The organism is Mycolicibacterium sediminis (assembly GCF_010731735.1).
Taxonomy (GTDB): domain Bacteria; phylum Actinomycetota; class Actinomycetes; order Mycobacteriales; family Mycobacteriaceae; genus Mycobacterium; species Mycobacterium sediminis.
In genome coordinates this window covers 4,269,739-4,291,500 of sequence record NZ_AP022588.1, presented here as the reverse complement: position 1 = coordinate 4,291,500, position 21,762 = coordinate 4,269,739, and the positions used below count along the sequence as shown (strand labels likewise).

Here is a 21,762-nt window from a genome sequence, read left to right as displayed (position 1 = left end):
TACTAAGGACGTCCTAACCCCGTCGCCGAGGAGTTCAACGCCGTGAGCGCTCCGACCGTCGAGCCCTCGGCATCACCCGAACGACGCCACCGCAGCGGACTCGCGCGATGGATCCGCCGGCTGGCCATTCCGATCATCCTCGGCTGGGTCCTGCTCGTGGCCGTCCTCAACCTCACGGTGCCGCAGCTCGAGATCGTCGGCCAGGAGCGGTCGGTGTCGATGAGCCCGGACGAGGCGCCGTCGGTGATCGCGATGAAGCGCACCGGGCAGGTGTTCGAGGAGTTCAAGTCCGACAGCTCGGCGATGATTGTGCTCGAGGGCGACGAGGCGCTCGGTGACGACGCGCACCGCTTCTACAACGACATGGTCGCCAAGCTCGAGGCCGACACGACGCACGTCGAACACGTGCAGGACTTCTGGGGTGACCCGCTGACGGAGGCGGGCGCCCAGAGTGACGATCACAAGGCGACCTACGTGCAGGTCTACTTGGCCGGTAATCAGGGCGAGACGCTGGCCAATGAATCGGTCAAGGCCGTCCAGGACCTCGTCGAGGGGCTGACTCCCCCCGACGGCGTGAAGGTCTTCGTCACCGGCGGTTCGGCGCTGGCCGCCGATCAGCAGATCGCCGGCGACGACAGCGTCCGCATGATCGAGTTCGCCACCTTCGGCGTCATCATCACGATGCTGCTGCTGGTCTACCGGTCGCTGAAGACGGTGTTCCTGACCCTCGTCCTCGTGGTCCTCGGGCTGGCGGCCTCACGCGGGGTGGTCGCGTTCCTCGGCCACCACGAGTTGATCGGTCTCTCGACGTTCGCCACCCAGCTCCTGGTGACGCTCGCGATCGCGGCGACCACCGACTACGCGATCTTCCTCGTCGGGCGGTATCAGGAGGCCCGAACCCTCGGCGAGGACCGGGAGTCCGCCTACTACACGATGTTCCACGGCACCGCCCACGTCGTGCTCGGTTCGGGCATGACCATCGCAGGCGCCACGTTCTGTCTGTCGTTCACCCGGCTGCCCTACTTCCAGTCCCTCGGCGTCCCCCTCGCGGTCGGCATGACCGTCGCGGTCATCGTCGCGCTCACGCTGGGGCCTGCCCTCATCACCGTCACCACCCGCTTCGGCTGGCTGGAACCCAAGCGCGCCATGCGCATTCGCGGGTGGCGCAAGATCGGCGCCGTCATCGTCCGCTGGCCCGGCCCGGTGCTCCTCGGCACGATGGCGTTGTCCCTCGTGGGTCTCCTCACGCTGCCCGGATACGAGCCCAACTACAACGACCGCAACTACCTCCCCGCGAGCCTGCCCGCCAACCAGGGTTTCGCCGCCGCCGAACGCCACTTCGACCCGGCCCGGATGAACCCCGAGCTCCTGATGGTCGAGACCGATCAGGACCTCCGCAACTCGGCGAGCTTCCTGGTGATCGACAAGATCGCCAAGGCGGTCTTCCGGGTTCCCGGCATCGGCAGCGTGCAGGCGATCACCCGCCCCGACGGAAAGCCCATCGAGTTCAGCACCATCCCCGCGCAGATGGGGATGGGCGGCGTCAGCCAGGACCTCAACCGCAGCTACAACCAGGACCGCATGGCGGACCTCCTCGCGCAGGCCGACGACCTCGAGAACACCATCGGCACGCTGACGAAGATGAACTCGCTGATGGGCGAGATGAACGCCGTCACACAGCAGATGGTGATCAAGACCAAGGACATGTCCGTCGACGTCGCCGAACTCCGGGACAGCATCTCCAACTTCGACGACTTCTTCCGGCCCATCCGCAGCTACTTCTACTGGGAGCCGCACTGCTACGACATCCCCGGCTGCTGGGCCATCCGGTCGGTGTTCGACACGCTCGACGGCATCAACACCACCAGTGACGACATCCAGGAACTCGTCCCCGACCTCGAACGGTTGGCCGAACTCCTGCCGCAGCTGCAGGCGCTGATGCCGCAGCAGATCGAGACCATCAAATCCCAGAAGACGATGCTGCTCACGCAGTACGCGACGCAGTCCGGCATCCAGGATCAGCAGGCTGCGGCGGGCGAGAACCAGTCCGCGATGACCGATGCGTTCAACGACGCGTGGAACGACGACACGTTCTACCTGCCGCCGGAAATCTTCGACAACGCCGACTTCAAGCGGGGCATGGACAGCTTCATCTCCCCCGACGGGAAGGCGGTGCGGTTCATCGTGTCCCACGAGGGGGACCCGCTGTCGGCCGACGGCATCGACCGCATCGAGGCGATCAAGCAGGCCACGACCGAGGCCATCAAGGGCACGCCTCTCGAGGGATCGCGCGTCTACCTCGGTGGCACCGCGTCGGCGTTCAAGGACATGCGCGACGGCAACGGCTACGACATGCTGATCGCCGGCATCGCCGCGTTGTCGCTGATCTTCATCATCATGTTGCTCATCACCCGCAGCCTCGTCGCCGCGGCCGTCATCGTCGGCACCGTCGTGCTCTCACTGGGTGCCTCGTTCGGCATCTCGGTTCTGGTGTGGCAGCACGTCCTCGGCATCCCGCTGCACTTCATGGTGATGGCGATGGCCGTCATCGTCCTGCTCGCCGTCGGCGCGGACTACAACCTGCTGCTGGTGGCGCGCCTGAAGGAGGAACTGCACGCAGGCATCAAGACCGGCATCATCCGTGCGATGGGCGGTACCGGCTCGGTCGTCACGGCCGCGGGCCTGGTGTTCGCCTTCACCATGATGGCGATGATGGTCAGCAAGATGACCGTCGTCGCCCAGGTCGGCACCACGATCGGCCTGGGGCTGCTGTTCGACACGCTGGTGATCCGCGCGTTCATGACGCCGTCGATCGCCGCGCTGATGGGCCGCTGGTTCTGGTGGCCGCAGGTGGTGCGGGAGCGGCCCCTCTCGGCGTCGCTCCTGCACCGGTAGCTAGCGCCCGAAACCGGCGTCGCGCAGCGCCTGGGCCATCGAGCCCGCCGTCGGCGCCTCGTTCCGACGCTCGGTTCGCTTGCCGCCGTTGGTGTTCCGCTTGTCCGGTTGACCCTGGTGGGGTTTGTCGCCACGGGGTGCGCCGGCGGCGCCTCCCCCGCGCTCGGACTTGCGGCCCTGCTCGCGCGGCGGCGCGTCCTTGAGGCGCAGGGTCAGCCCGATGCGCTGCCGATCCACGTCGACCTCGAGCACCTTGACGCGCACCACCTGACCGGACTTCACGACCTCGTGGGGGTCGGAGACGTAGCGGTCGGCCATCGCGGACACGTGGACCAGACCGTCCTGGTGCACGCCCACGTCGACGAACGCCCCGAACGCGGCCACGTTGGTCACCACGCCCTCGAGGATCATCCCGACCTTGAGGTCGGACACCTTCTCGACGCCCGCGGCGAAGGTCGCGGTGGTGAAGGCGGGCCGCGGGTCGCGGCCCGGCTTCTCCAGTTCGGCGAGGATGTCGGTCACCGTCGGGATGCCGAACCGGTCGTCGGCGAATTCGGCGGGGCGCAGTGACCGCAGCGACCGTTCGTCGCCGATCAGCTCGGCGAGCGTGACGCCGGCCCGGTCCAGGATGCGGCGCACCACGGGGTAGGACTCCGGGTGCACGCCCGACGCGTCGAGCGGGTCGTCACCGTCGGTGATCCGCAGGAAGCCGGCGCACTGCTCGAATGCCTTGGGGCCCAGACGCGGAACTTCGAGGAGGGCCTTGCGGCTGGGGAACCGTCCGGTCCGCTCGCGATGCGAGACGATGGCCTCGGCGAGCGAGTCGGTGACGCCGGAGACGCGCGCGAGCAGAGGCACCGAGGCGGTGTTGAGGTCGACGCCGACGGCGTTCACGGCATCCTCCACCACGGCGTCGAGGCTGCGGGCCAAGGTGCCCGGTGTGACGTCGTGCTGGTACTGCCCGACGCCGATCGACTTTGGTTCTATCTTGACGAGTTCGGCGAGCGGGTCCTGCAGTCTCCGCGCGATGGACACCGCGCCGCGCAGCGTGACGTCGAGGTCGGGAAGTTCGTGTGCGGCGTAGGCCGACGCCGAGTACACCGACGCGCCCGCCTCGCTGACCATCGCCGTGGCGGGTGCCTGCGCGCCGGCGGCGCGGATCTCGGTGACGAGTTCGGTTGCCAGAGCATCGGTCTCGCGTGAGGCGGTGCCGTTGCCGATCGCGATCAGCTGCACGCCGTGGCGGGCGACCAGCGCGGCGAGCGTGGCCTTGGCCGCGTCCCACTGCCGCTGCGGCTGGTGCGGGAAGATCGCGCAGGTGTCGAGCACCTTGCCGGTGCCGTCGACCACGGCGACCTTGACGCCGGTCCGGAAGCCGGGGTCCAGGCCGAGCGTGGTGCGCGTCCCCGCGGGTGCGGCGAGCAGGAGGTCCTTGAGGTTGCGGGCGAACACCGCGACCGCGTCCTCCTCGGCGCGCTGCCGCAGCCGGATCCGCGCGTCGACCGATGCCGAGACCATGAGCTTGACCCGCCACGCGAACCGCACCGTGGTGGCCAGCCAGGCCGTCGCGGCGCCGGGACCGCTCAGGTCGATGCCGAGGGCCTGGGCCACCATGGCCTGGTACACCGCGTCGTCCCCGCCGTCGAAGGTCAGGGACAGCACCTGCTCCTTCTCACCGCGCATCACCGCCAGCACGCGGTGCGACGGCATCTTCTCCAGCGGTTCGGAGAAGTCGAAGTAGTCGCGGAACTTCTGGGCCGCCGCGCTGGCGGCGACGGCGTCCGAGGCCGGGGCGGTCCGCACGGCGCCGTCGGCCCAGAACTTCGCCCGGACGGAGCCGACGAGTTCGGCGTTCTCGGATGCCCGCTCGATGATGATCTGCCGTGCACCGTCGAGGGCGGCCGCGGTGTCGGCGACACCGTCTGCGAGGAAGCCGGCCGCCACCTCCTCGGGCACCAGCGTCGGGTCGGCCAGCAGTCGATCGGCGAGCGGCTCGAGGCCGGCTTCCCTCGCGATCTGCGCCTTGGTCCTGCGCTTCGTCTTGTACGGCAGGTACACGTCCTCGATGCGCGACTTGGTCTCGGCGGTCAGCAGGGCGGTGCGCAGGTCGTCGGTGAGCTTGCCCTGCTCCTCGATCGAGGCGAGGACGGCGGTCCGGCGGGCGTCGAGTTCACGGAGATAGGTCAGGCGTTCCTCCAGGGTGCGGAGCTGGCCGTCGTCGAGGCTGCCGGTGACCTCCTTGCGGTACCGCGCGATGAACGGAACCGTCGATCCCTCGTCGAGCAGGCGCACCGCTGCGGCCACCTGGGACTCGGCCACGGCGAGTTCCGCAGTGAGACGGGCGTTTACGGTCTTGACGGCGGGGCTCGAAGTCACGCGGGAACCCTACCCAACGACCCCGACGCGGCGACGCGCGCGGATCGGGCGTGTCCGGTCGGCGACCCGTGCCGGGAACCTCGTCGGCGCGAACCGGGCGATCGGTCCGAAAACGCACTCGAGCACCGCCCGCGGTGTTAGCCTACGGCCGTTAGTGAGCTTGCCCGTGACGGTGCCGGTCGATGTCGACCGGACCAGCGGACACGGCATCGCAGCACCGGAAACGGGGACACCATGAGCACTGCAGCCGAGCGCGCCGCACAACTGGACCTGGTTGCCCGACTGAAGTCCGCCTACCCGGAGCTACCCGACGCGCCGACGCCGGATCTCCTCGACCACGACCGCTTCGTCGCCTACATGAAGCCGGTGCACGACGTGGGCGGTGAGCCCGACGTCCCGATGAAGTACGAGAACAAGGACTACGAGTACTGGGAGCACATGACCTACGTGCTCTCCGAGGTCCTCGCGTGGCGCGGCATCTGGCTGTCCGAGGAGCGACGCCGGATGGGCAACGTCGACGTGGGCCGCGCGATCTACCACGGCCTGCCGTACTACGGGCGGTGGCTGTGGGCCTGTGCGCGGATCCTCGTGGAGAAGCACCACATCGGTCTCACGGAACTCACCGAGCGGATGGCGGAGGTCGAGGAGCGCTACCGGGGTGGGCTCGACGGCAAGAAGCTGGAGGCTCGGCCGAAGGGTGAGGGAGACGGCTCCGACGTCGTGCGCAACGCCCACCACCTGCATGCCGTCGGCAAGGGCGATCCGCAGGTCTACGCGGGGAAGGCCGGGACGCCGCGCTTCGCGATCGGCGACGCCGTGACCGTGCGGGAGCTCCCCGTGCTGTTCTACACGCGCACTCCCGAGTACGTCCGCGGGGCGACGGGCGAGATCGCTGCCGTCTCCTACGAGAGCCCGGCCGCCGAGGACGAGACCTGGGACATTCCCGACGCGCCGCCCGAGTGGTTCTACGTCGTCAGCTTCAAGCAGGCCGACCTCTGGCACGGCTACACCGGAACCGCGAGCGACACGTTGCGCACCGAGATCCCCGAGCACTGGCTGACCCCGGCCGTCTGAGCCGCGCCCACGACGACGATTGGAACCGACGGACATGTCAGACCACTCCCACGACCACGACCACGACCGCACGGTGAAGCCGATGGTCGACGAGGTCACCGACTTCGAGGTGCTCGAGATCGCCGTGCGCGAGCTGTGCATCGAGAAGGGCATCTTCACCGCCGAGGAGCACCGCCGCTTCACGGAGTTCGCCGAGCAGATCGGTCCCACCCCGGCCGCGCGCCTGGTGGCGCGCGCCTGGCTCGACCCGGACTTCAAGGCGCTGGCCCTGGCCGAGCCCATGACGGCGAGCAAGGAGGTCGGCGTCGACTGGATGGAGCCGACGGGCTTCGGGACGCCGAGCGACTTCACCGCCTTCCAGATCCTGGCCGACACCCCGCAGGTCCACCACGTCATCGTCTGCGCGCTGTGCTCCTGCTATCCCCGCCCCATCCTGGGGAACAGCCCGGAGTGGTACCGCACGCCCAACTACCGCAGCCGGCTGGTCCGGTACCCGCGTCAGGTGCTGTCCGAGTTCGGGCTGTACCTCTCCGACGACGTCGAGGTCCGCGTGCAGGACTCGAACCAGAAGCACCGCTTCATGGTCATGCCGATGCGTCCCGAGGGCACCGACGGGTGGACCGAGGACCAGCTGACCGAGATCGTCACCCGCGACTGCGTCATCGGTGTCGCGCTGCCGAAGCCGGGGGTGACGACCAACGTCATCGTCGACACCAGGCGCGCCGTCCACCCGGTCGGCGAATGACCGGGCACGCTCCGCTCACCGACATCGTCGCGCGGAACCAGGTGTGGTCGGAGATGGCGGCCAAGTACGGGGTGGAGAACCCCGTCCCGCCGTGGAAGACCAGCCTCGACGGGCTGTGCGACGCGCTCGACCACGCGTCCTGCGACGCCGACGTACCCAGCTTCAAGGAGCGGCGCGACGAGGAGGACGCCCTCGCGGCGACGGTCTACGCCGACCTTCCGTATCCGGAGAGCCAGCTGGTCTCCCTCGCCCACTCGCTGATGGAACGCGGTGTGATCACGGAGTCGGAATTGCGGGAACGGCTCTCGGCGGTGCGGGCTCGACTCGAAGCCTGACCGGCTCCACCGTCGCGGTCAGTGACACGATGAGACGATGGCACGACCCAGGACCGCGACCCTCACCAGGGACAAGGTCGTCGATGCCGCGATCGAGCTGATCGGCGCGCACGGTCTGGAGGCGTTCAGCCTGCCGAAGCTGGCCTCGACGCTCGGCGTCCGCGCGCCGTCGCTGTACCACTACTTCACCGACAAGGACGATCTGCTGGCCTCGGTCGCGCGGGTCGTGGCGACGCCGACCGTCGACCCCGACGCGCCGACCGGCGACTGGATGGACGTCCTGGTCGGACAGGCCGTCGCCCTACGGAGCAGGATCGTCGCGCACCCGCACTGCGCACCCCTGCTGGTCCGCTTCATGCCGCGCGACGACATGTTCGGCGAGTACGAGCAGACCTGCCAGTTCCTGTCTGCCGCCGGCGTCCCCGCCCACCTGCACGTCTCGATCGTGGACGGGCTCACGGCGCTCACGATCGGGGCCGCCTTCCTCCGCGAGAACGCCGCGGACTACGCCGACAGCGGCCCGGGTCCCTCGCCGGACGCGGCCAGCCATCCCGCGCTGCGCGATGCCCTTGACGCGGTCGAGGGCCAGAGCGCCGACGAGCTGTTCGCGGGCTTTCTGCGCTGCTATCTGGCCGGCGTGCTGCTCGGCGCCTGACCCGCGCTGACCCGCGCGGCGGCCGCTGCGGCGACGAAGCAGGCCAGCGATGACCACCCCTCGACGCCGTCGAGGCCGTTCTTCGCCATCAGCACCAGCGCCACCCCGGCGACGCACACCAGCGCGCCCGCGGCGGCCGAGCGCGCGCCGGTCGACGTCACCGACGCGTCCCACCACGGCAGGCTCAGGTGCTCCAGCGGTGAGAGCGCCCAGAACGCGACGGCCATGACCACCGCGAAGACCACTGCCCGCAGCGCGAGCAGACCCCAGAAGTTCGGGGCGTCGACGTCCCACGCATCGAGGCCCACCGCGTGCAGGGCGAACGTGGCGACGGCGATGGCGGGGATGTGCCACAGGTAGATCGTCATCGCTCCCCCGTTTCCGACCTTCACCACGTGCCAGACGCGCGGGCGCCCCGCCCACCGCCGGATCGGGTCCGCGGCGGCCACGAACAGGCACGACATCCACGTGCAGTGCAGGGCGAGCAGCAGTGTCGGCGGGGAGACGTTGGACAGGCGCTCGACGCCGGTCACCACCAGGGACACCTCGTAGGGGCCCGCGACGACCAGCGCCACCGCCGCGGCCAGAGCGCACGCCGCGACGACGAGCGCCATGCGGCGGCTGATCAGGGAGTGCGCGTAGGCCACGCCGATCACCACCGGGATGAGCCAGACCACCACGAAGTTGAGCGCACCCGCCTCCGGGGTGCCGACCGCGATGCGGACCGCGTCGATCGCCGCCGCGGCCACCAGCAACCCCGACACCACGGCGACCACCGCCCTCCCGGTCCGCAGTCGGGTCAGCACGGGAACGAACGCGAGGACCACCAGGTACACCCCGAGGAACCACAGCAGCGCGACGGACTCCCGGCCGACGCCGGCCGCGGAGTCGGCACCGAGGACCAGACGGACCACCAGCAGGCCAAGCGACCACGCCGCCAGGTACCAGAACACCGGCCGGCACAGTCGTTGCGCCCGGGCGAACAACCAACTGCCCCAAGCGGTTCCGGTGCGCCACCCGTAGGCGCCTGCGGCGCCGCCCGCGAGGAAGAACAGCGGCATCACCTGCACCACCCAGGTGATCGGCGCGAGCGGCGGCAGTTCGCCCAGGAGGTTGCCGATGCGCAGCCCGCGGGAGTCGATCGTCGCGAGCAGCAGTGCGCAGTGCCCGAACATCACCACCACGAGGGCGGCGAGCCGGGCGACGTCGACGGCCCGGTCGCGACCCAGTCGCGTGCCGTCCGCGGCGACGCGCGGATCCGAGGAGGTGTCAGTGAGCGGCATGGTTCCAGCATGCCGGGTTCGCGGGCTGCTGCCCACGAGTAGGACTACGCGTCCGTGACGCTCCTCACCCGTCGCTCACCTGGGAAAACGATTTTTGGGTAGTGCCGTTACCCAACTGTTATCGTGCTGAACATGGGACGGCATTCGATGGCCCCGCCCCGGCGCCGCCGCCGCTGGTCGGTCGCCGTGGCCGCCCTCGTCGTGCCCGCCGCTGCCTTCCTGTCGTCGGGGGCCGGAACCACGAGCCCACCCATGGGCGCATCGTCGGTCGCCGGGTCCGCCGGCGCCGAGCTGGTGGCGGTCGCCGCGCCGTTGCGCGAGGTCCGCAGCGCCGGCTACGCCTACAGCCCCGAGCCCGGTGAATCGGTGGTGCTGAGCGCGAGTTCGGCGAGCCGCAGCGTCCGTCGCGTGCTGCCCCAGGGTGTCGCCCCGGAGACGGGCCTGCAGGTCAAGACGATCCTCGCAGCGCGCGCCATCAGCGCGGTGTTCCCCGAGGTCACGGCCATCGGCGGAGTCCGCCAGGACTACCTGAAGTGGCATCCGAACGGTCTCGCGATCGACGTGATGATCCCCGGCTGGGACACCGACCAGGGCGAAGCCCTCGGCAACGAGGTCGTCGCCTACGTGCTGGCCAACAAGGAACGCTTCGGGCTGGACCACGTCATCTGGCGGCAGATCATCTGGTCCAAGAGTCGTTCGGCGCCCCACGTCATGACCCACTTCGGCTCCGCCGACGCGGACCACTTCACACACGTGCACGTCGCCACCGAGGGTGGCGGCTACCCGACGGGGCTCGAGACCTACTTCGGGTAGTGCGCCCGTCCTCGGCATTCGGGGACACCGCGGATGGTGCGCTACCTTGCAACCGATGCGTTACTCCATGATCTTGTCGGCCGTCGTCCTCGCAGCCGGGTTGTTCGTGCCGGCGCCCACGGCGAACGCCCAGCCGCCGATGCCCGATCTCAGCGGATACGACGAGGTGGCCCCCGAGCCGTTCGTCTCCGGCGACGAGGCCTTCTTCCAGACACCCGACGGTCTGCTCTGCGCCATGCAGCCGAGCCGCGGCACGGCCGGATGCGACGGACAGCTGCCGGCCACCCTGCTCGGCGTCAACGAGATCGTGCTGGCCTCCGACGTCAACGCCCGCGGACTGCGCGCCACCGCCAACTCGCGCTTCGTCAAGACCTCCGGCGACGCCGCACCGGTCCTGCACGACGGCCAGAAACTCGTCCTGGGCGACTTCGAGTGCGCCGTAGGGCCGGGCCCGCGAACCGCGTGCACGAAGGGAACTCCCGTCGCCCAGTGGATGGTGATCTCCCCGGGCCGAACCGGCATCGGTCCCGCCACCAGCGGGCTCCCCGACGGCTTCCCCGACCCCAACGACTACGTCGTGGGCGACGACACCTACGTCGTCGGCAGCGGTGCCAAGAACCTGTTCCCGGTCTTCACCGTCGACGGCGGGCTGACGTGTTCGATCATCGTGTTCAGCGGCGGCGAGATCGGCTGCGACGGACCACTCCCGCGGGTCGGGGGTGGCGAGAACGAGGTGTTCACCCAACTGCCCGGTCCCAGCGGGATCCGGCGCGTCGACGACGGCAGGTTCGACACCCCGGCCTACCCGGGGAACATCCGGCGGCTGCCCGTCGGCTACCGGGTCAACGGGATCAACTCCACCTGCATGTCCATCACCGGCGGCGTCGCCTGCTACGCCACGATCGACGGTCTCCCACAGGGATTCAAGGTCACGCCGGAGGGCACCACGACGTTCGGCGGATCTGTGTTGCCAGAAGCAGCCCCGACCCCTCCTCGCTGACGGACGACCGTGGACGGGTACCGACCTCGTCCGCGTGACGTCCCTATCGTGCAATCGGCGGACTCAGACGTACCAGTGATGACACTGTGGGTGCACTGCCCAGCGCACGGAGGGGTCGGAGCAGATGCGCACCGAGCACGCGATCGTCCACGGCGCGAGCTTCGCGGGTCTCCTCGCGGCAAGAGTGCTGTCGGACGTCTACGGTTCCGTCACGGTGGTCGAGCGAGACACATTGCCGTCCGGCACCTTTCAGCGGCGCGGGGTCTCGCAGGGCCATCATCTGCATCAAATGCTCAGTGCCGGCGTACGACGTCTCGACGACCTGTTCCCCGGCATCATCGACGAACTCGAGTCAGTCGGCGCCGTCGTGACGAGGGGGACCGGCGATCCCTCGGAGTTCCATCTCGGCGTCGGTGACGTCGTCTTCTGTCAGTCGGGACGGTTCACGCGGTCCGACGACATGGTCATCTGCCTGGCCAGTCGCCCGCTGCTCGAGGCGGTGGTGCGGGCGCGAGTCCGCGGGATCGCCCACGTCCGCGTGCTGGACGGCCACGACGTCGTCGAACCGGTCATGGGTCCGCAGGGACGCGTCATCGGCACCCGGGTGGTGGCTCGCGCCACCGGCGACGAGCGGCTTCTCGAGGGCGACCTGGTCGTCGACACCACCGGTCGCGCGGCTAGCATCCCGGCGTTCCTCGAGTCGCAGGGGTTCGACCGTCCCGGCGAGACCAGGTACGACGTCAACCTCAGCTATTCCAGTCAGTTGTTCGGTATCCGTCCCGGCGACCTCGATGAGAAAGTGGTCCTGGCCGTTCCGACGCTGCGCCGGCCCGAGGGCATCGGGATCATGGCGTACGAGGACGACACCGTCATCGTCACGCTGATCGGATTGGCCGGGCGCACGACACCCACCGAGTCCACCGCCTTCCTCGAAGCGGTCGAGCGCTTCGTCCCGGCGCACGTCATGGCGGCGTTACGGTCGGGCGAAGCGCGCGGTGAGATGCGCACGCAGCGATATCCGGTGAGCATCTGGCGGCGCTACGACCGTCTCGGCAGGTTCCCCGACGGCCTTCTCGTCATGGGCGATGCGCTGTGCAGCTTCAACCCCGTCTATGGCCAGGGAATGACCTCGGCCGCGCTGCAGGCCGTGGCGCTGAGGAGCTGCCTGCGCGACGGGCCGGAAGGGTTGAGCCGGCGCTTCTTTCGAGCGGCCGCGACCAAGCTGTCGCCGATCTGGTGGTCGAACCGCTTCCTCGACTGGGCCATCATCCCGTCGGCCGCCGGGCCGACGTCGCTGCAGAAGGCGGTGAACGTCGGGATGGACAGAATTTATGCGGCCGCCGGATCCGACGTGGGCGTCGCGGAGACCGTCTATCGGCAGATGCAACTTCTCGGACGACCCACCGACGTGCTCCGCCCGTCGATTCTGACGCGGGTGGTCTCGGGCAACCGACGGGCTCGCACTCCCGGCTAGGCCCGTCGCCCGGCGGGGCTCGTCGACGGGCGTTGTCGGTGACCGCTCCTACCCTGATCGCCACGGGGAGATTCGGGGTGGTGCGTCGTCGTTCGTCACGGCGGTCGTCGTCACCCGACGAGGGGGGACGAATGGCCAGGAACAACCAGGACGACGGACCGGTCAAGGCGGTCTCCGCTCTCATCGTCGGCGTCATCTTCGTGGTGTCGCTCGTGCCCAAAGAAGTGTGGATCACCCTCGGCATCCTCGTGGCGGTGGCACTACTCGCATGGGGCACGGCCCACGTGGTGTCCGAAACCCAGCAACGCCGCGCCGCCGCGGAAGCGCGTGCAGAGGTTCAGCGGAAGGCGGAGGTGGCCGCGGCCAAGCGTGCCCGGGAAGCGGCGGCGCTCAGGGAGAAGCAGGAGCGGGTCACGGCCCTCGGCACTCAGAACGCATCCCGTGTGGAATCCGCCCTGGCCGCGGCGATGCGCGTCGCCGAATCGGAGGCAGCTCGAGCTGGCTGGCTGGGTGACGTCGACTTCTCCGCCGACATCCGGGAGATCACCGAGGGCTTCCGGCAAGCGCGAGCCCTGCGGGACACCGCCGGTCAGTTGTCCGCGTTGACGAAACCCGGACCCGACGACCGCCGGATGGTCGCGGAGGCGACGACCACCGCGGCCACGCTCGAACGCGCCGCACTCGAACGGGCGGAACTCATCGGTCAGTGCTCCGCGGAAGCGCGCCGCATCGATCAGACACTTCACGAGCGACGTGTCGACGCCAGGACCGCGGAGCAGCGCGCTGAGTTGCACGGACGCCTGGGCGCCATGCTGTACGGGATCGAGGCCGCTCCCGGTCCGCAGCCGGAGAACTCGGCGGCCGACGCGGTGCTGGCGCGAGTTAGGGCCTACCGGGAGATCGAGAGTCGAATCCACCAGGCCCGGGAGTCGTGATGGCCGTCAGCGCGCCGCAGCCTCCGTGGCGGGTGCGAGGATCCTGCCGGACAGCTCCAGCAGCGCGCGATGCAGATCGGCGTCGTCGATGTCGGCCAATTCGGGATCCGCGGCCGCCCTGCCGACCCCGGACAGGAACACTGAACAGTTGATCCGCTCGGTCGTGTTGCGTTCCGGCCCTTCGACGATCTCGCGGAGCCCGTCGGCCACGGCCTTGAAGTCGGGCTCGTCGTTCATGATCTGGTCGATGGCGGGATCCCCGTGGAAGATGACGGCCAGCTGCCGATTCCGCACCAGCATTTCGACCAGTCCGCTGACGGCGACGACGCGGCGCTGCTCCGGATCGGGTAGCGCTCCGGCGGTCCGGATCACCCGGGCCATGTCCTCGATGGTGGGCCGGATGACCTCCAGGACGATGTCCTCCTTGGAGCGGAACTGGTAGTAGACGGCGGCCTTGCCGACGCCGACGCGGTCGGCGATCATCTGCAGCGAGGTGCCGTGCACCCCGTGCTCGGCGAACAGGGCGAGCGCGGCCTCGAGTACCCGCCCACGTGCCAGGCCTCGCGGTGCTGCAGGTTTCGCCACGTCGCCCCTTCCGGGTGCCCTGAATGAGCAGTCACCGTAGCCCGCGCAATCGGCGCCGGGGTCGACGTCCAAACGATCGACTAGGTCAAGTTAGCCGGTTGGCTTGCCGAATGGGCATCAAACCCTTAATGTTCGCTCAGCTAATCAAAGCGCGGTGCGGCCCTGTGCCGGCGGCTGCGGAACGGCTCGGCACCTCGCGGTGAGCGGGTCGAACAGGAAGGGCCTCAGTGGTCGGGATCGTCAAGCGGGCCTGGATTCCGCTGCTCATCGTGGTGGTGGTCCTGCTCGCCGGCGTGGTGGTGTACCGGATGCACGGTCTGTTCGGATCGAACAACGAGATCACCCGGCCGGGGGCAGGTTTGGCCGACGACGCCGAACCGTTCAATCCCAAGGTCGTGACCTACGAGATCTTCGGAATGGCAGGCGCCGTGGCGACCATCAACTACCTCGACCTCGACGCAACGCCGCAGCGAGTCGACGACGCCCCCCTGCCGTGGACGATCACGCTGCGCACCACCAAGCCGTCGGCCAGCGCCACCATCATCGCCCAGGGTGACGGTGACAGCATCGGCTGCCGCGTCGTCGTCGACGACGAGGTGCGAGACGAGCAATCGTCGAGCGGGGTCAACGCTCAGGTCTCGTGCTTGGTGAAGTCGGCATGAGCGATCTCCGAACCGACCGGCGCGCCCGGGTGCCCCGCTTCCTGCGGCTGTTCTGCGTGCCGGTGCTGTTGGCCTGGCTCGCTCTGACGGCGCTCGTCAACGTCATCGTGCCGCAGCTCGAGGTCGTGGGAGCGGCCAACTCGACGTCGCTGACCCCGAACGATGCTCCGTCGCTGCAGGCCACCCAGCTGGTGGGAAAGCTGTTCGACGAGTACGACTCCAACAGCTCCGCGATGATCGTCCTGGAGAGCGACAAGCCGCTCGACGCGCAAGACCACGAGTACTACGACGGCCTGGTTGCGGACCTCCGCAAGGACACCACCCACATCCAGCACATCCAGGACCTGTGGGGCGACCCGCTGACGTCGTCCGGCTCGCAGAGTGCGGACAACCTGTCGGCCTACGTCCAGCTGTACATCGCCGGCAACCAAGGTGAGACGCTCGCCAACGAGTCCGTGGAAGCGGTGCGCGACATCGTCGCCGCTCACCCGCCGCCACCGGGGCTGACGGTCTACGTGACCGGAGCGGGACCGCTGAACTCCGACCAGCAGCATGCCGGTGACAAGAGCCTGCAGCTCGTCACGGCGCTGACCTTCGTGGTCATCGTGACCATGCTGCTGCTGGTCTACCGCTCCATCGTGACGGTGCTCATCGTGCTGCTGACGGTGGTGCTCGAGTTGGCCATCGCGCGTGGAGTGGTGGCATTCCTGGGCTACCACCACATCATCGAACTGTCGACCTTCGCGGTAAACCTGTTGACGCTGTTGGCGATTGCCGCGGCCACCGACTACGCGATCTTCCTGGTCGGTCGATATCACGAGGCGCGCAACCTCGGCGACAGCCGAGAAGACGCGTTCTACGTGATGTACCACGGCACCGCCCACGTCATCATGGGATCGGGCCTGACGATCGCCGGCGCGACACTGTGCCTGCACTTCACCCGACTCCCCTACTTCCAGAGCCTCGGCATCCCCCTGGCCATAGGCATGTTCGTGGTGACCATGGCGGCGCTGACGCTGGCGCCGGCGCTGATGACCATCGCCTCCCGGTTCGGACTGCTGGAACCCAAGCGGGAGACCCGCAATCGGGGATGGCGGCGGATCGGCACGGCTGTGGTTCGGTGGCCCGGCCCGATTCTGCTCGCGTCGCTTGCCGTGACGCTGGTCGGTCTGCTCGCACTGCCGTCGTACGCCACCAGCTACGACGACAAGAAGTACCTGCCGGCGGACGTCGAGGCGAACATCGGGTACGCCGCTGCGTCGAAGCACTTTCCGCAGGCGCGGCTCAATCCCGAGGTGCTGATGCTCGTGGCCGACCACGATCTGCGCAACTCCACCGACATGCTCATCGTCGACCGGGTCGCCAAGGACGTCTTCCACCTGCCCGGCATCGCGCGGGTGCAGACAATCACCCGGCCGCTCGGCACGCCCATCGAGGGCAGTTCCATCCCGTACATCGTCGGTCAGCAGGGTGTGAATCAGAAGCTCGGCCAGTCCTATGCCCAGCAGCGCACGGCCGACCTGCTGGTGCAGGCCGCCGACATCAACAACTCCATCGACATCCTGCGCCAGCAGTTGACCCTGCAATCTCAGAGCGCCAACGCGCAGCAGGAACAGACCGACCTGTTGAAGCAGACCGTGGTAGTCACCAATGACCTGCGGGACAAGATCGCCAACTTCGACGACTTCTTCCGGCCCATCCGGAGCTACTTCTACTGGGAACCGCACTGCTACGACATCCCCGTCTGCTACACGATTCGATCGCTGTTCGACGCGCTCGACGGGATCAGCGAGCTGTCCGACCTGCTCGGTCAGACGACGGCCAGCCTCGACAAGATCAATGCGCTGCAACCGAAACTGCTTGCGCTCCTGCCACCGCAGATCGCCACACAGGAACGCAACCGCGACCAGATCATGACGAACTACGCGACGCAGGAAGGTCAGCAGAGCCTGCAGGACAGGCAGCAGTCCGACCCGAACGCCATCGGCAGGGCCTTCGACGACTCCAAGATCGACGACTCCTTCTATCTGCCACCCGAGGTGTTCGACAACCCCGACTTCAAGCGTGGCCTCAAGCAGTTCGTCTCCCCCGACGGAAAGGCCGTGCGGTTCATCATCTCTCACCAGGGTGATCCCGCGACGCCCGAAGGCATCTCGCACATCGAGCAGATCAAGAACGCCGCGTTCGAGGCCATCAAGGGAACACCGCTCGAGACGTCGAAGATCTACCTCGGCGGTACCGCCGCGACGTACAAGGACATGCGCGACGGCTCCAACTACGACCTCGTCATCGCGGCGATCTCGGCCATCTGCCTGATCTTCATCATCATGCTGATCATCACCCGCGCCGCGGTCGCCGCGCTGGTGATCGTCGGTACCGTCGTGCTGTCGCTCGCCGCGTCCTTCGGATTGTCAGTCTTGTTGTGGCAGCACATCATCGGCCTCGAACTGCACTGGCTGGTGCTCGCCATGTCGGTGATCATCCTGTTGGCGGTGGGGTCGGACTACAACCTGCTGCTCGTATCGCGGTTCAAGGAGGAACGCGACGCCGGTTTGAACACCGGCATCATCCGCGCGATCGCCGGCAGCGGCAGCGTCGTGACGTCGGCCGGTCTGGTGTTCGCGTTCACGATGATGTCGTTCGCGATCAGTGACCTGAAGGTGATGGCCCAGGTGGGCACCACCATCGGCCTCGGCCTGCTCGTCGACACCCTGGTGATCCGATCGTTCATGACACCGTCGATCGCGGCGCTGCTGGGCCGCTGGTTCTGGTGGCCGCTCAACGTCCGGCAACGCCCCGATCGCCGGACCCGCGAACTCGCGCTCGCCGCCAAGGGCACGCCGAGTGGACGGCACACCGCGCAGGACGCACCCGACGAACGGGATCCCCTGGAGTAGAGGGGTTGTTCGGCTACGGCGTTCCGAGGCGGGGCTGCTGCTGGGTGATGCAGTGGATGCCGCCGCCGCGGGCGAAGATCGGCCGCGCATCGACGGTCACCACCCGCCGGCCCGGGTAGGCCTCGCTCAGCAGTTCGGTGGCGCGCCCGTCGGCCACGTCCTCACCGAAGCCGCAGGCGATCACGCCGTCGTTGACGACGTGGTGGTTGACGTAACTCCAATCCACGAAACCGTGGGCGTCGCGAAGGGTGGCGGGTGCGGGGACGTCGATGACGTCCCAGGCGCGTCCCGCAGCGTCGGTCGTCGCCTCCAGAGCGGCTCGCACCTCCCGGGTCACGTCGTGGTCGGGGTGCGCCGGATCGGGTTGGGCGTGGACGAGGAGACGGCCCGGCGACGGGATGGTCGCCACGATGTCGACGTGGCCGTTGGTACCCAGGCTCTCGTAGTCCCGTGTCAGGCCTCGCCGCAACCAGATGGCGTGCGTCGCTCCGATCGTGCGCGCCATCTCCGCCTCGACCCGCAGCTTGTCCGCGTAGGGGTTTCGTCGCGGGTCTAGCTGCACCGTCTCGGTGAGCAGCACCGTCCCCTCGCCGTCGACGTGGATGCCGCCGCCTTCGTTGACGAGCGTCGAGCTGACGATCTCGGCGTCGACCAGCGGGGCGACCGCCCGGACCACCTCCGCCGACTTCGTCCACTCGGCCCAGTCCGGCGACCCCCACCCGTTGAAGGTCCAGTCCACCGCGCCGAGTACGCCGGGGCGGTCGTCGTCGACGACGAACGTCGGCCCGAAGTCGCGCATCCAGAATTCGTCGAGCGGTACCTCGACCAGTTCGACGTCGGCGGACAGCATCCGTCGGGCCCGATCCATCTCGGACGGGTCGACCACCATGGTGACCGGCTCGAAGTCGATGATGGCGTGTGCCACCTCGGTCCACGCGGCGTAGCACTCCTGACGGGCAGCGGCGGTGTCGCCCATCGTGTAGCCCTCCCGCGGGAACGCCATCCACGTCCTGTCGTGGGGGGCAGTCTCTGATGGCATGCGCCAAGACATCGGTACCGTCCTTCTCGAGAAAGTCATGCGTGCAGCCGATGTGCACGCATCGTGCGTCATCGCTTGCGCGTGGCACGACCCTTACTGCGGGTCGGTCGGGCCGACGCGACGAGCATCGCGAGGCCCCGCTCGAACGCGCGCGTCGCGATGGGATCGTCGGGGTCCTCGTCCCGAAGCGTTCCGTAGGCGGCGGCCAGACGCGGAAAGCGCTCCTCCTGCCCTGCCGGATCGAACACGACGCTCGGCCCCGACATGTCGAGCACGCTGCCGAGGATGAAGGACTCGAATGCGGTCAGCAGAGGCAGAACCTCCGAAGCCGCCCACCCGACCGTCTCCGCCGCGACCGCGAAGTCCTCGTACTCCGCCAGTAGTACCGGCGCGGATGCGCGCGTCGTCATGAGCAGGGGCACCGCACGGTGGTGCCGGGCGAAGGCCAGCCGGTAGGACCGCGCCCAGGCGACCAGCCCGTCCTCCCAGGACATTTCGCGCAGCGGCGCCGAGTCGATGTGGGCGGACACCAACGCTCGCACGTCCTCGATCATCGCCGCCCGATCGGAGACGTGATTGTAGAGCGAGGTGGGGTTCACGCCCAGCTTCTGCGCCACCCGCCGCATGCTGGCGCCCTCGACCCCGTGCCGGTCGACCAGTGCCAGGGCGGTGCGGGCGATCAGGTCGCGACTGAGGATCGCGCGAGGTGGTCGTGCGATGGCCGTCTCCTCTCGGGCGATCGTCAGCGTACAGGCGACATCGCACCGCACTTCGCGAGACGATGCACCCCATTCCGTAAACCTACAGCGTATGTTTTAGTGCTGTCATGAACTTCGCCCACTTGACCGTCGCCGAGGCCGACGTCGAGCGCCTGAGCGACGCCCTGGAGACGGGCGCGGTGACGAGTGTCGAACTGGTGGCGCGCTATCTGAACCGGATCGGCCACTACGACCGTTCGGGGACGGCCCTGAACTCGGTGCCGGTGCTAAACCCCGCGGCCTTCGACGAGGCCCGCGAATCGGATGGCCGCCGAGCGCGCGGGCAGGGACTGGGCCCCCTCGACGGGATCCCCTACACGGCCAAGGCCAGCTACATGGTCCGCGGCCTGCCCGTGACCGCCGGCTCGCCTGCCTTCGCGGACCTCGTCGCCCACGACGACGCGTTCGCGGTGGGCCGGCTGCGCGGTGCCGGCGCAGTCTGCCTGGGCCTGACCAACATGCCGCCCATGGCGGCCGGGGGCATGCAGCGCGGACTCTACGGTAGGGCCGAAAGCCCCTACAGCCCGGACTATCTCACGTCGGCCTTCGGATCGGGGTCGTCCAACGGCTCGGGCACGGCGACGGCGGCGAGCTTCGCCGCCTTCGGCCTCGCCGAGGAGACCTGGTCCTCCGGCCGCGCGCCCGCGTCCAACAACGCCCTCGTCGCCTACACCCCGTCCCGTGGTGTCATCTCGGTCCGGGGGAACTGGCCGTTGGTGCCCACGATGGACGTCGTCGTGCCACACACCCGCTCGGTCGACGACCTGCTGCGCCTCCTCGACGTTGTCGTCGCCGACGACGCGGTCACCGACGGCGACCTGTGGCGCCGGCAGGAGTGGATCACCCTACCCACGGCGTCAGCGGTGCGGCCCGCGTCGTTCGTCGACCTCCCGCCGCTGCGCTTGGACGGTCTCCGGTTGGCGGTCCCTCGCCTCTACGTCAACGGCGATCCGGCCAGCACGCATCCGATTCAGACCCGCGACTCGGTGATGACCCTGTGGCAGCGGATGCGCGACGATCTGATGGCCGCCGGCGCGGAGGTCGTCGAGACCGACTTCCCCGTCGTGGAGAACTACGAGGGGCTGCATCCGGAGTCCCGGACGATGGTCGAGCGCGGTGTCGTACCGGCGGAGTTCCTCGAGCGGGAACTCGGCGAGCTGTCGGCCTGGGCACTCGACGACTTCCTACACTCCATCGGCCAACCGGGCCTCGCCGGGATGGCCGACGTCGAAGCCGAACTCGTCTTCCCGGCGCCGACGGGTGCGCTGCCCGATCGGTATGGCGTCTACCCCTTCGACGTCGCCTACGACCTCGCGGACTACGTCGGACGCGCCACCGAGGGGTTGGCGGCGTGGCACGACATCCCGTCCGTCGAGGCGGGGATGCGCGGACTCGAGGAGACCCGACGCGTCGACTTCGAGGACTGGCTGCGCGCCAACGGTTTCGACGCGGTGGTGTTCCCCGCGGCGGCCGACGTCGGTCCCGCCGACGCCGACGTCGACCCCTCCTCCGCGGACGTCGCCTGGCGCAACGGGGTCTGGGTGTCGAACGGCAACCTGGTCCCCCGACACCTCGGCATCCCCACGGTGACGATCCCCATGGGAGCGATGCACGACACCGGGATGCCGGTCGGCCTGACCCTGGCCGGCGCCGCGTACTCGGACACCACGCTTCTGCGCCTCGCCCGTTCCATCGAGGCGACCCGCGCGCGGCGCGTCGCTCCCCCACGCACGCCCGCGCTCACCGACGAGCAGGTGTTCGACCACCCCCGCCGCCCCGCCGACTGCGACCTATCCGTCACCGTGGTCGACGTGGACGCGGGCGACCTGGACTCGGGCGGCGAACTCACCTTCCGCGTCGAGGTGACCGCCGGGGCCGTCGAGGACATCGAGGCTTTCGTCGACGGGGTGCGCGTGCATCTCGACGTCACCGAAGGGGTTGTCCGCGGTAGCTTTCCGGTTGATCGCCGAGGTCCTTCGCACAGCGAGTGGCGATCTTCCTACGGACCACTCGTCGTCGTCGTCGCGCGCTGTGCCCACGGTGCGGTGGCCGGGGCACTCGCCACGACCGATGGGGCGCCGCTGTGAGGGTGGTGCGGCCAGCGCCGCCATACGTCTTCGGTCGTTAAACCGACAGTGTATGTTTTATGAATCCGGGCGACGTCTTCATGAAGGTCACCGTGGCACGCACGATCGTCGGTGGCCGCACCGTCTACGAGAAGGAGTGAACGACATCC

The 21,762-nt window shown here is 68.7% G+C and carries 17 protein-coding genes; 12 read left to right on the top strand and 5 right to left on the bottom strand.

Annotation, left to right across the window (positions count from 1 at the left end; translation table 11 throughout):
- Nucleotides 1–42: 42 nt before the first annotated feature.
- Nucleotides 43–2,895: an MMPL/RND family transporter gene (locus G6N64_RS20480; RefSeq protein WP_163799237.1), complete on the top strand. Its 2,853-nt coding sequence runs from the start codon at nucleotides 43–45 to the stop codon at nucleotides 2,893–2,895.
- On the opposite strand, the gene G6N64_RS20475 is transcribed toward G6N64_RS20480, so the two are convergent.
- On the bottom strand, nucleotides 2,896–5,271 hold the full coding sequence (locus G6N64_RS20475; RefSeq protein WP_163799235.1) for a Tex family protein: 2,376 nt from the start codon (nucleotides 5,269–5,271) through the stop codon (nucleotides 2,896–2,898). It abuts the gene before it with no gap.
- A gap of 234 nt (nucleotides 5,272–5,505) precedes the next feature.
- Here G6N64_RS20475 and G6N64_RS20470 point away from each other — a divergent pair, with 234 nt between their 5' ends.
- The 4 genes from G6N64_RS20470 to G6N64_RS20455 are packed head-to-tail and all read left to right on the top strand — an operon-like array spanning nucleotide 5,506 to nucleotide 8,080.
- The gene (locus G6N64_RS20470) at nucleotides 5,506–6,345 is read left to right on the top strand and encodes an SH3-like domain-containing protein (RefSeq protein WP_163799233.1); all 840 of its coding nucleotides are present in this window, start codon (nucleotides 5,506–5,508) and stop codon (nucleotides 6,343–6,345) included.
- A 34-nt stretch (nucleotides 6,346–6,379) separates the two neighbouring features.
- Nucleotides 6,380–7,090, top strand: a complete 711-nt coding sequence (gene scnC / locus G6N64_RS20465) for a thiocyanate hydrolase subunit gamma (RefSeq protein ID WP_163799231.1) — start codon at nucleotides 6,380–6,382, stop codon at nucleotides 7,088–7,090.
- The gene (locus G6N64_RS20460) at nucleotides 7,087–7,425 is read left to right on the top strand and encodes a thiocyanate hydrolase (protein ID WP_163799229.1); all 339 of its coding nucleotides are present in this window, start codon (nucleotides 7,087–7,089) and stop codon (nucleotides 7,423–7,425) included. Before scnC ends, G6N64_RS20460 begins: the two co-directional genes overlap by 4 nt.
- A 37-nt stretch (nucleotides 7,426–7,462) precedes the next feature.
- A complete protein-coding gene (locus tag G6N64_RS20455; RefSeq protein WP_163799227.1) occupies nucleotides 7,463–8,080 on the top strand; it encodes a TetR family transcriptional regulator in 618 nt (205 codons plus the stop codon).
- Here the strand turns inward: G6N64_RS20455 and G6N64_RS20450 are convergent.
- Nucleotides 8,050–9,363 carry an acyltransferase family protein gene (locus G6N64_RS20450; protein ID WP_163799224.1) on the bottom strand — a complete coding sequence of 438 codons (1,314 nt, stop codon included), beginning with the start codon at nucleotides 9,361–9,363 and terminating at the stop codon, nucleotides 8,050–8,052. The genes G6N64_RS20455 and G6N64_RS20450 overlap by 31 nt on opposite strands.
- A gap of 132 nt (nucleotides 9,364–9,495) precedes the next feature.
- On the opposite strand from G6N64_RS20450, the gene G6N64_RS20445 reads away from it, so the two are divergent.
- The 4 genes from G6N64_RS20445 to G6N64_RS20430 all read left to right on the top strand — a co-directional run bounded on the left by G6N64_RS20445 (nucleotide 9,496) and on the right by G6N64_RS20430 (nucleotide 13,585).
- Nucleotides 9,496–10,176, top strand: a complete 681-nt coding sequence (locus G6N64_RS20445; protein WP_174266850.1) for a VldE C-terminal domain-containing protein — start codon at nucleotides 9,496–9,498, stop codon at nucleotides 10,174–10,176.
- Nucleotides 10,177–10,231: 55 nt separating this feature from the next.
- Nucleotides 10,232–11,176 carry a hypothetical protein gene (locus tag G6N64_RS20440; RefSeq protein WP_246230731.1) on the top strand — a complete coding sequence of 315 codons (945 nt, stop codon included), beginning with the start codon at nucleotides 10,232–10,234 and terminating at the stop codon, nucleotides 11,174–11,176.
- Between the two features lie 124 nt (nucleotides 11,177–11,300).
- Entirely contained in the window at nucleotides 11,301–12,650 is a 1,350-nt protein-coding gene (locus G6N64_RS20435; protein WP_163799223.1) for an FAD-dependent oxidoreductase, read from the top strand.
- 131 nt (nucleotides 12,651–12,781) lie between these two features.
- Nucleotides 12,782–13,585, top strand: a complete 804-nt coding sequence (locus G6N64_RS20430; protein WP_163799221.1) for a hypothetical protein — start codon at nucleotides 12,782–12,784, stop codon at nucleotides 13,583–13,585.
- A 6-nt stretch (nucleotides 13,586–13,591) separates the two neighbouring features.
- Here G6N64_RS20430 and G6N64_RS20425 read toward each other — a convergent pair whose 3' ends face one another.
- Nucleotides 13,592–14,170 (bottom strand): TetR/AcrR family transcriptional regulator, encoded by a 579-nt coding sequence (locus G6N64_RS20425; protein WP_163799218.1) that lies wholly within the window; start codon nucleotides 14,168–14,170, stop codon nucleotides 13,592–13,594.
- Between the two features lie 227 nt (nucleotides 14,171–14,397).
- Here G6N64_RS20425 and G6N64_RS20420 point away from each other — a divergent pair, with 227 nt between their 5' ends.
- On the top strand, nucleotides 14,398–14,832 hold the full coding sequence (locus G6N64_RS20420; RefSeq protein ID WP_163799216.1) for an MmpS family transport accessory protein: 435 nt from the start codon (nucleotides 14,398–14,400) through the stop codon (nucleotides 14,830–14,832).
- A complete protein-coding gene (locus G6N64_RS20415) occupies nucleotides 14,829–17,729 on the top strand; it encodes an MMPL/RND family transporter (RefSeq protein ID WP_163799214.1) in 2,901 nt (966 codons plus the stop codon). Before G6N64_RS20420 ends, G6N64_RS20415 begins: the two co-directional genes overlap by 4 nt.
- Nucleotides 17,730–17,742: 13 nt before the next feature.
- Here the strand turns inward: G6N64_RS20415 and G6N64_RS20410 are convergent, their stop codons facing one another.
- Both G6N64_RS20410 and G6N64_RS20405 read right to left on the bottom strand, forming a co-directional pair.
- A complete protein-coding gene (locus G6N64_RS20410) occupies nucleotides 17,743–18,780 on the bottom strand; it encodes an agmatine deiminase family protein (RefSeq protein ID WP_163799212.1) in 1,038 nt (345 codons plus the stop codon).
- A 56-nt stretch (nucleotides 18,781–18,836) separates the two neighbouring features.
- A complete protein-coding gene (locus G6N64_RS20405) occupies nucleotides 18,837–19,538 on the bottom strand; it encodes a TetR/AcrR family transcriptional regulator C-terminal domain-containing protein (protein WP_163799210.1) in 702 nt (233 codons plus the stop codon).
- A 56-nt stretch (nucleotides 19,539–19,594) separates the two neighbouring features.
- Here G6N64_RS20405 and G6N64_RS20400 point away from each other — a divergent pair, with 56 nt between their 5' ends.
- Nucleotides 19,595–21,613, top strand: coding sequence for an amidase (locus G6N64_RS20400; RefSeq protein ID WP_163799208.1), 2,019 nt, complete (start codon nucleotides 19,595–19,597; stop codon nucleotides 21,611–21,613).
- Nucleotides 21,614–21,762: the final 149 nt, after the last annotated feature.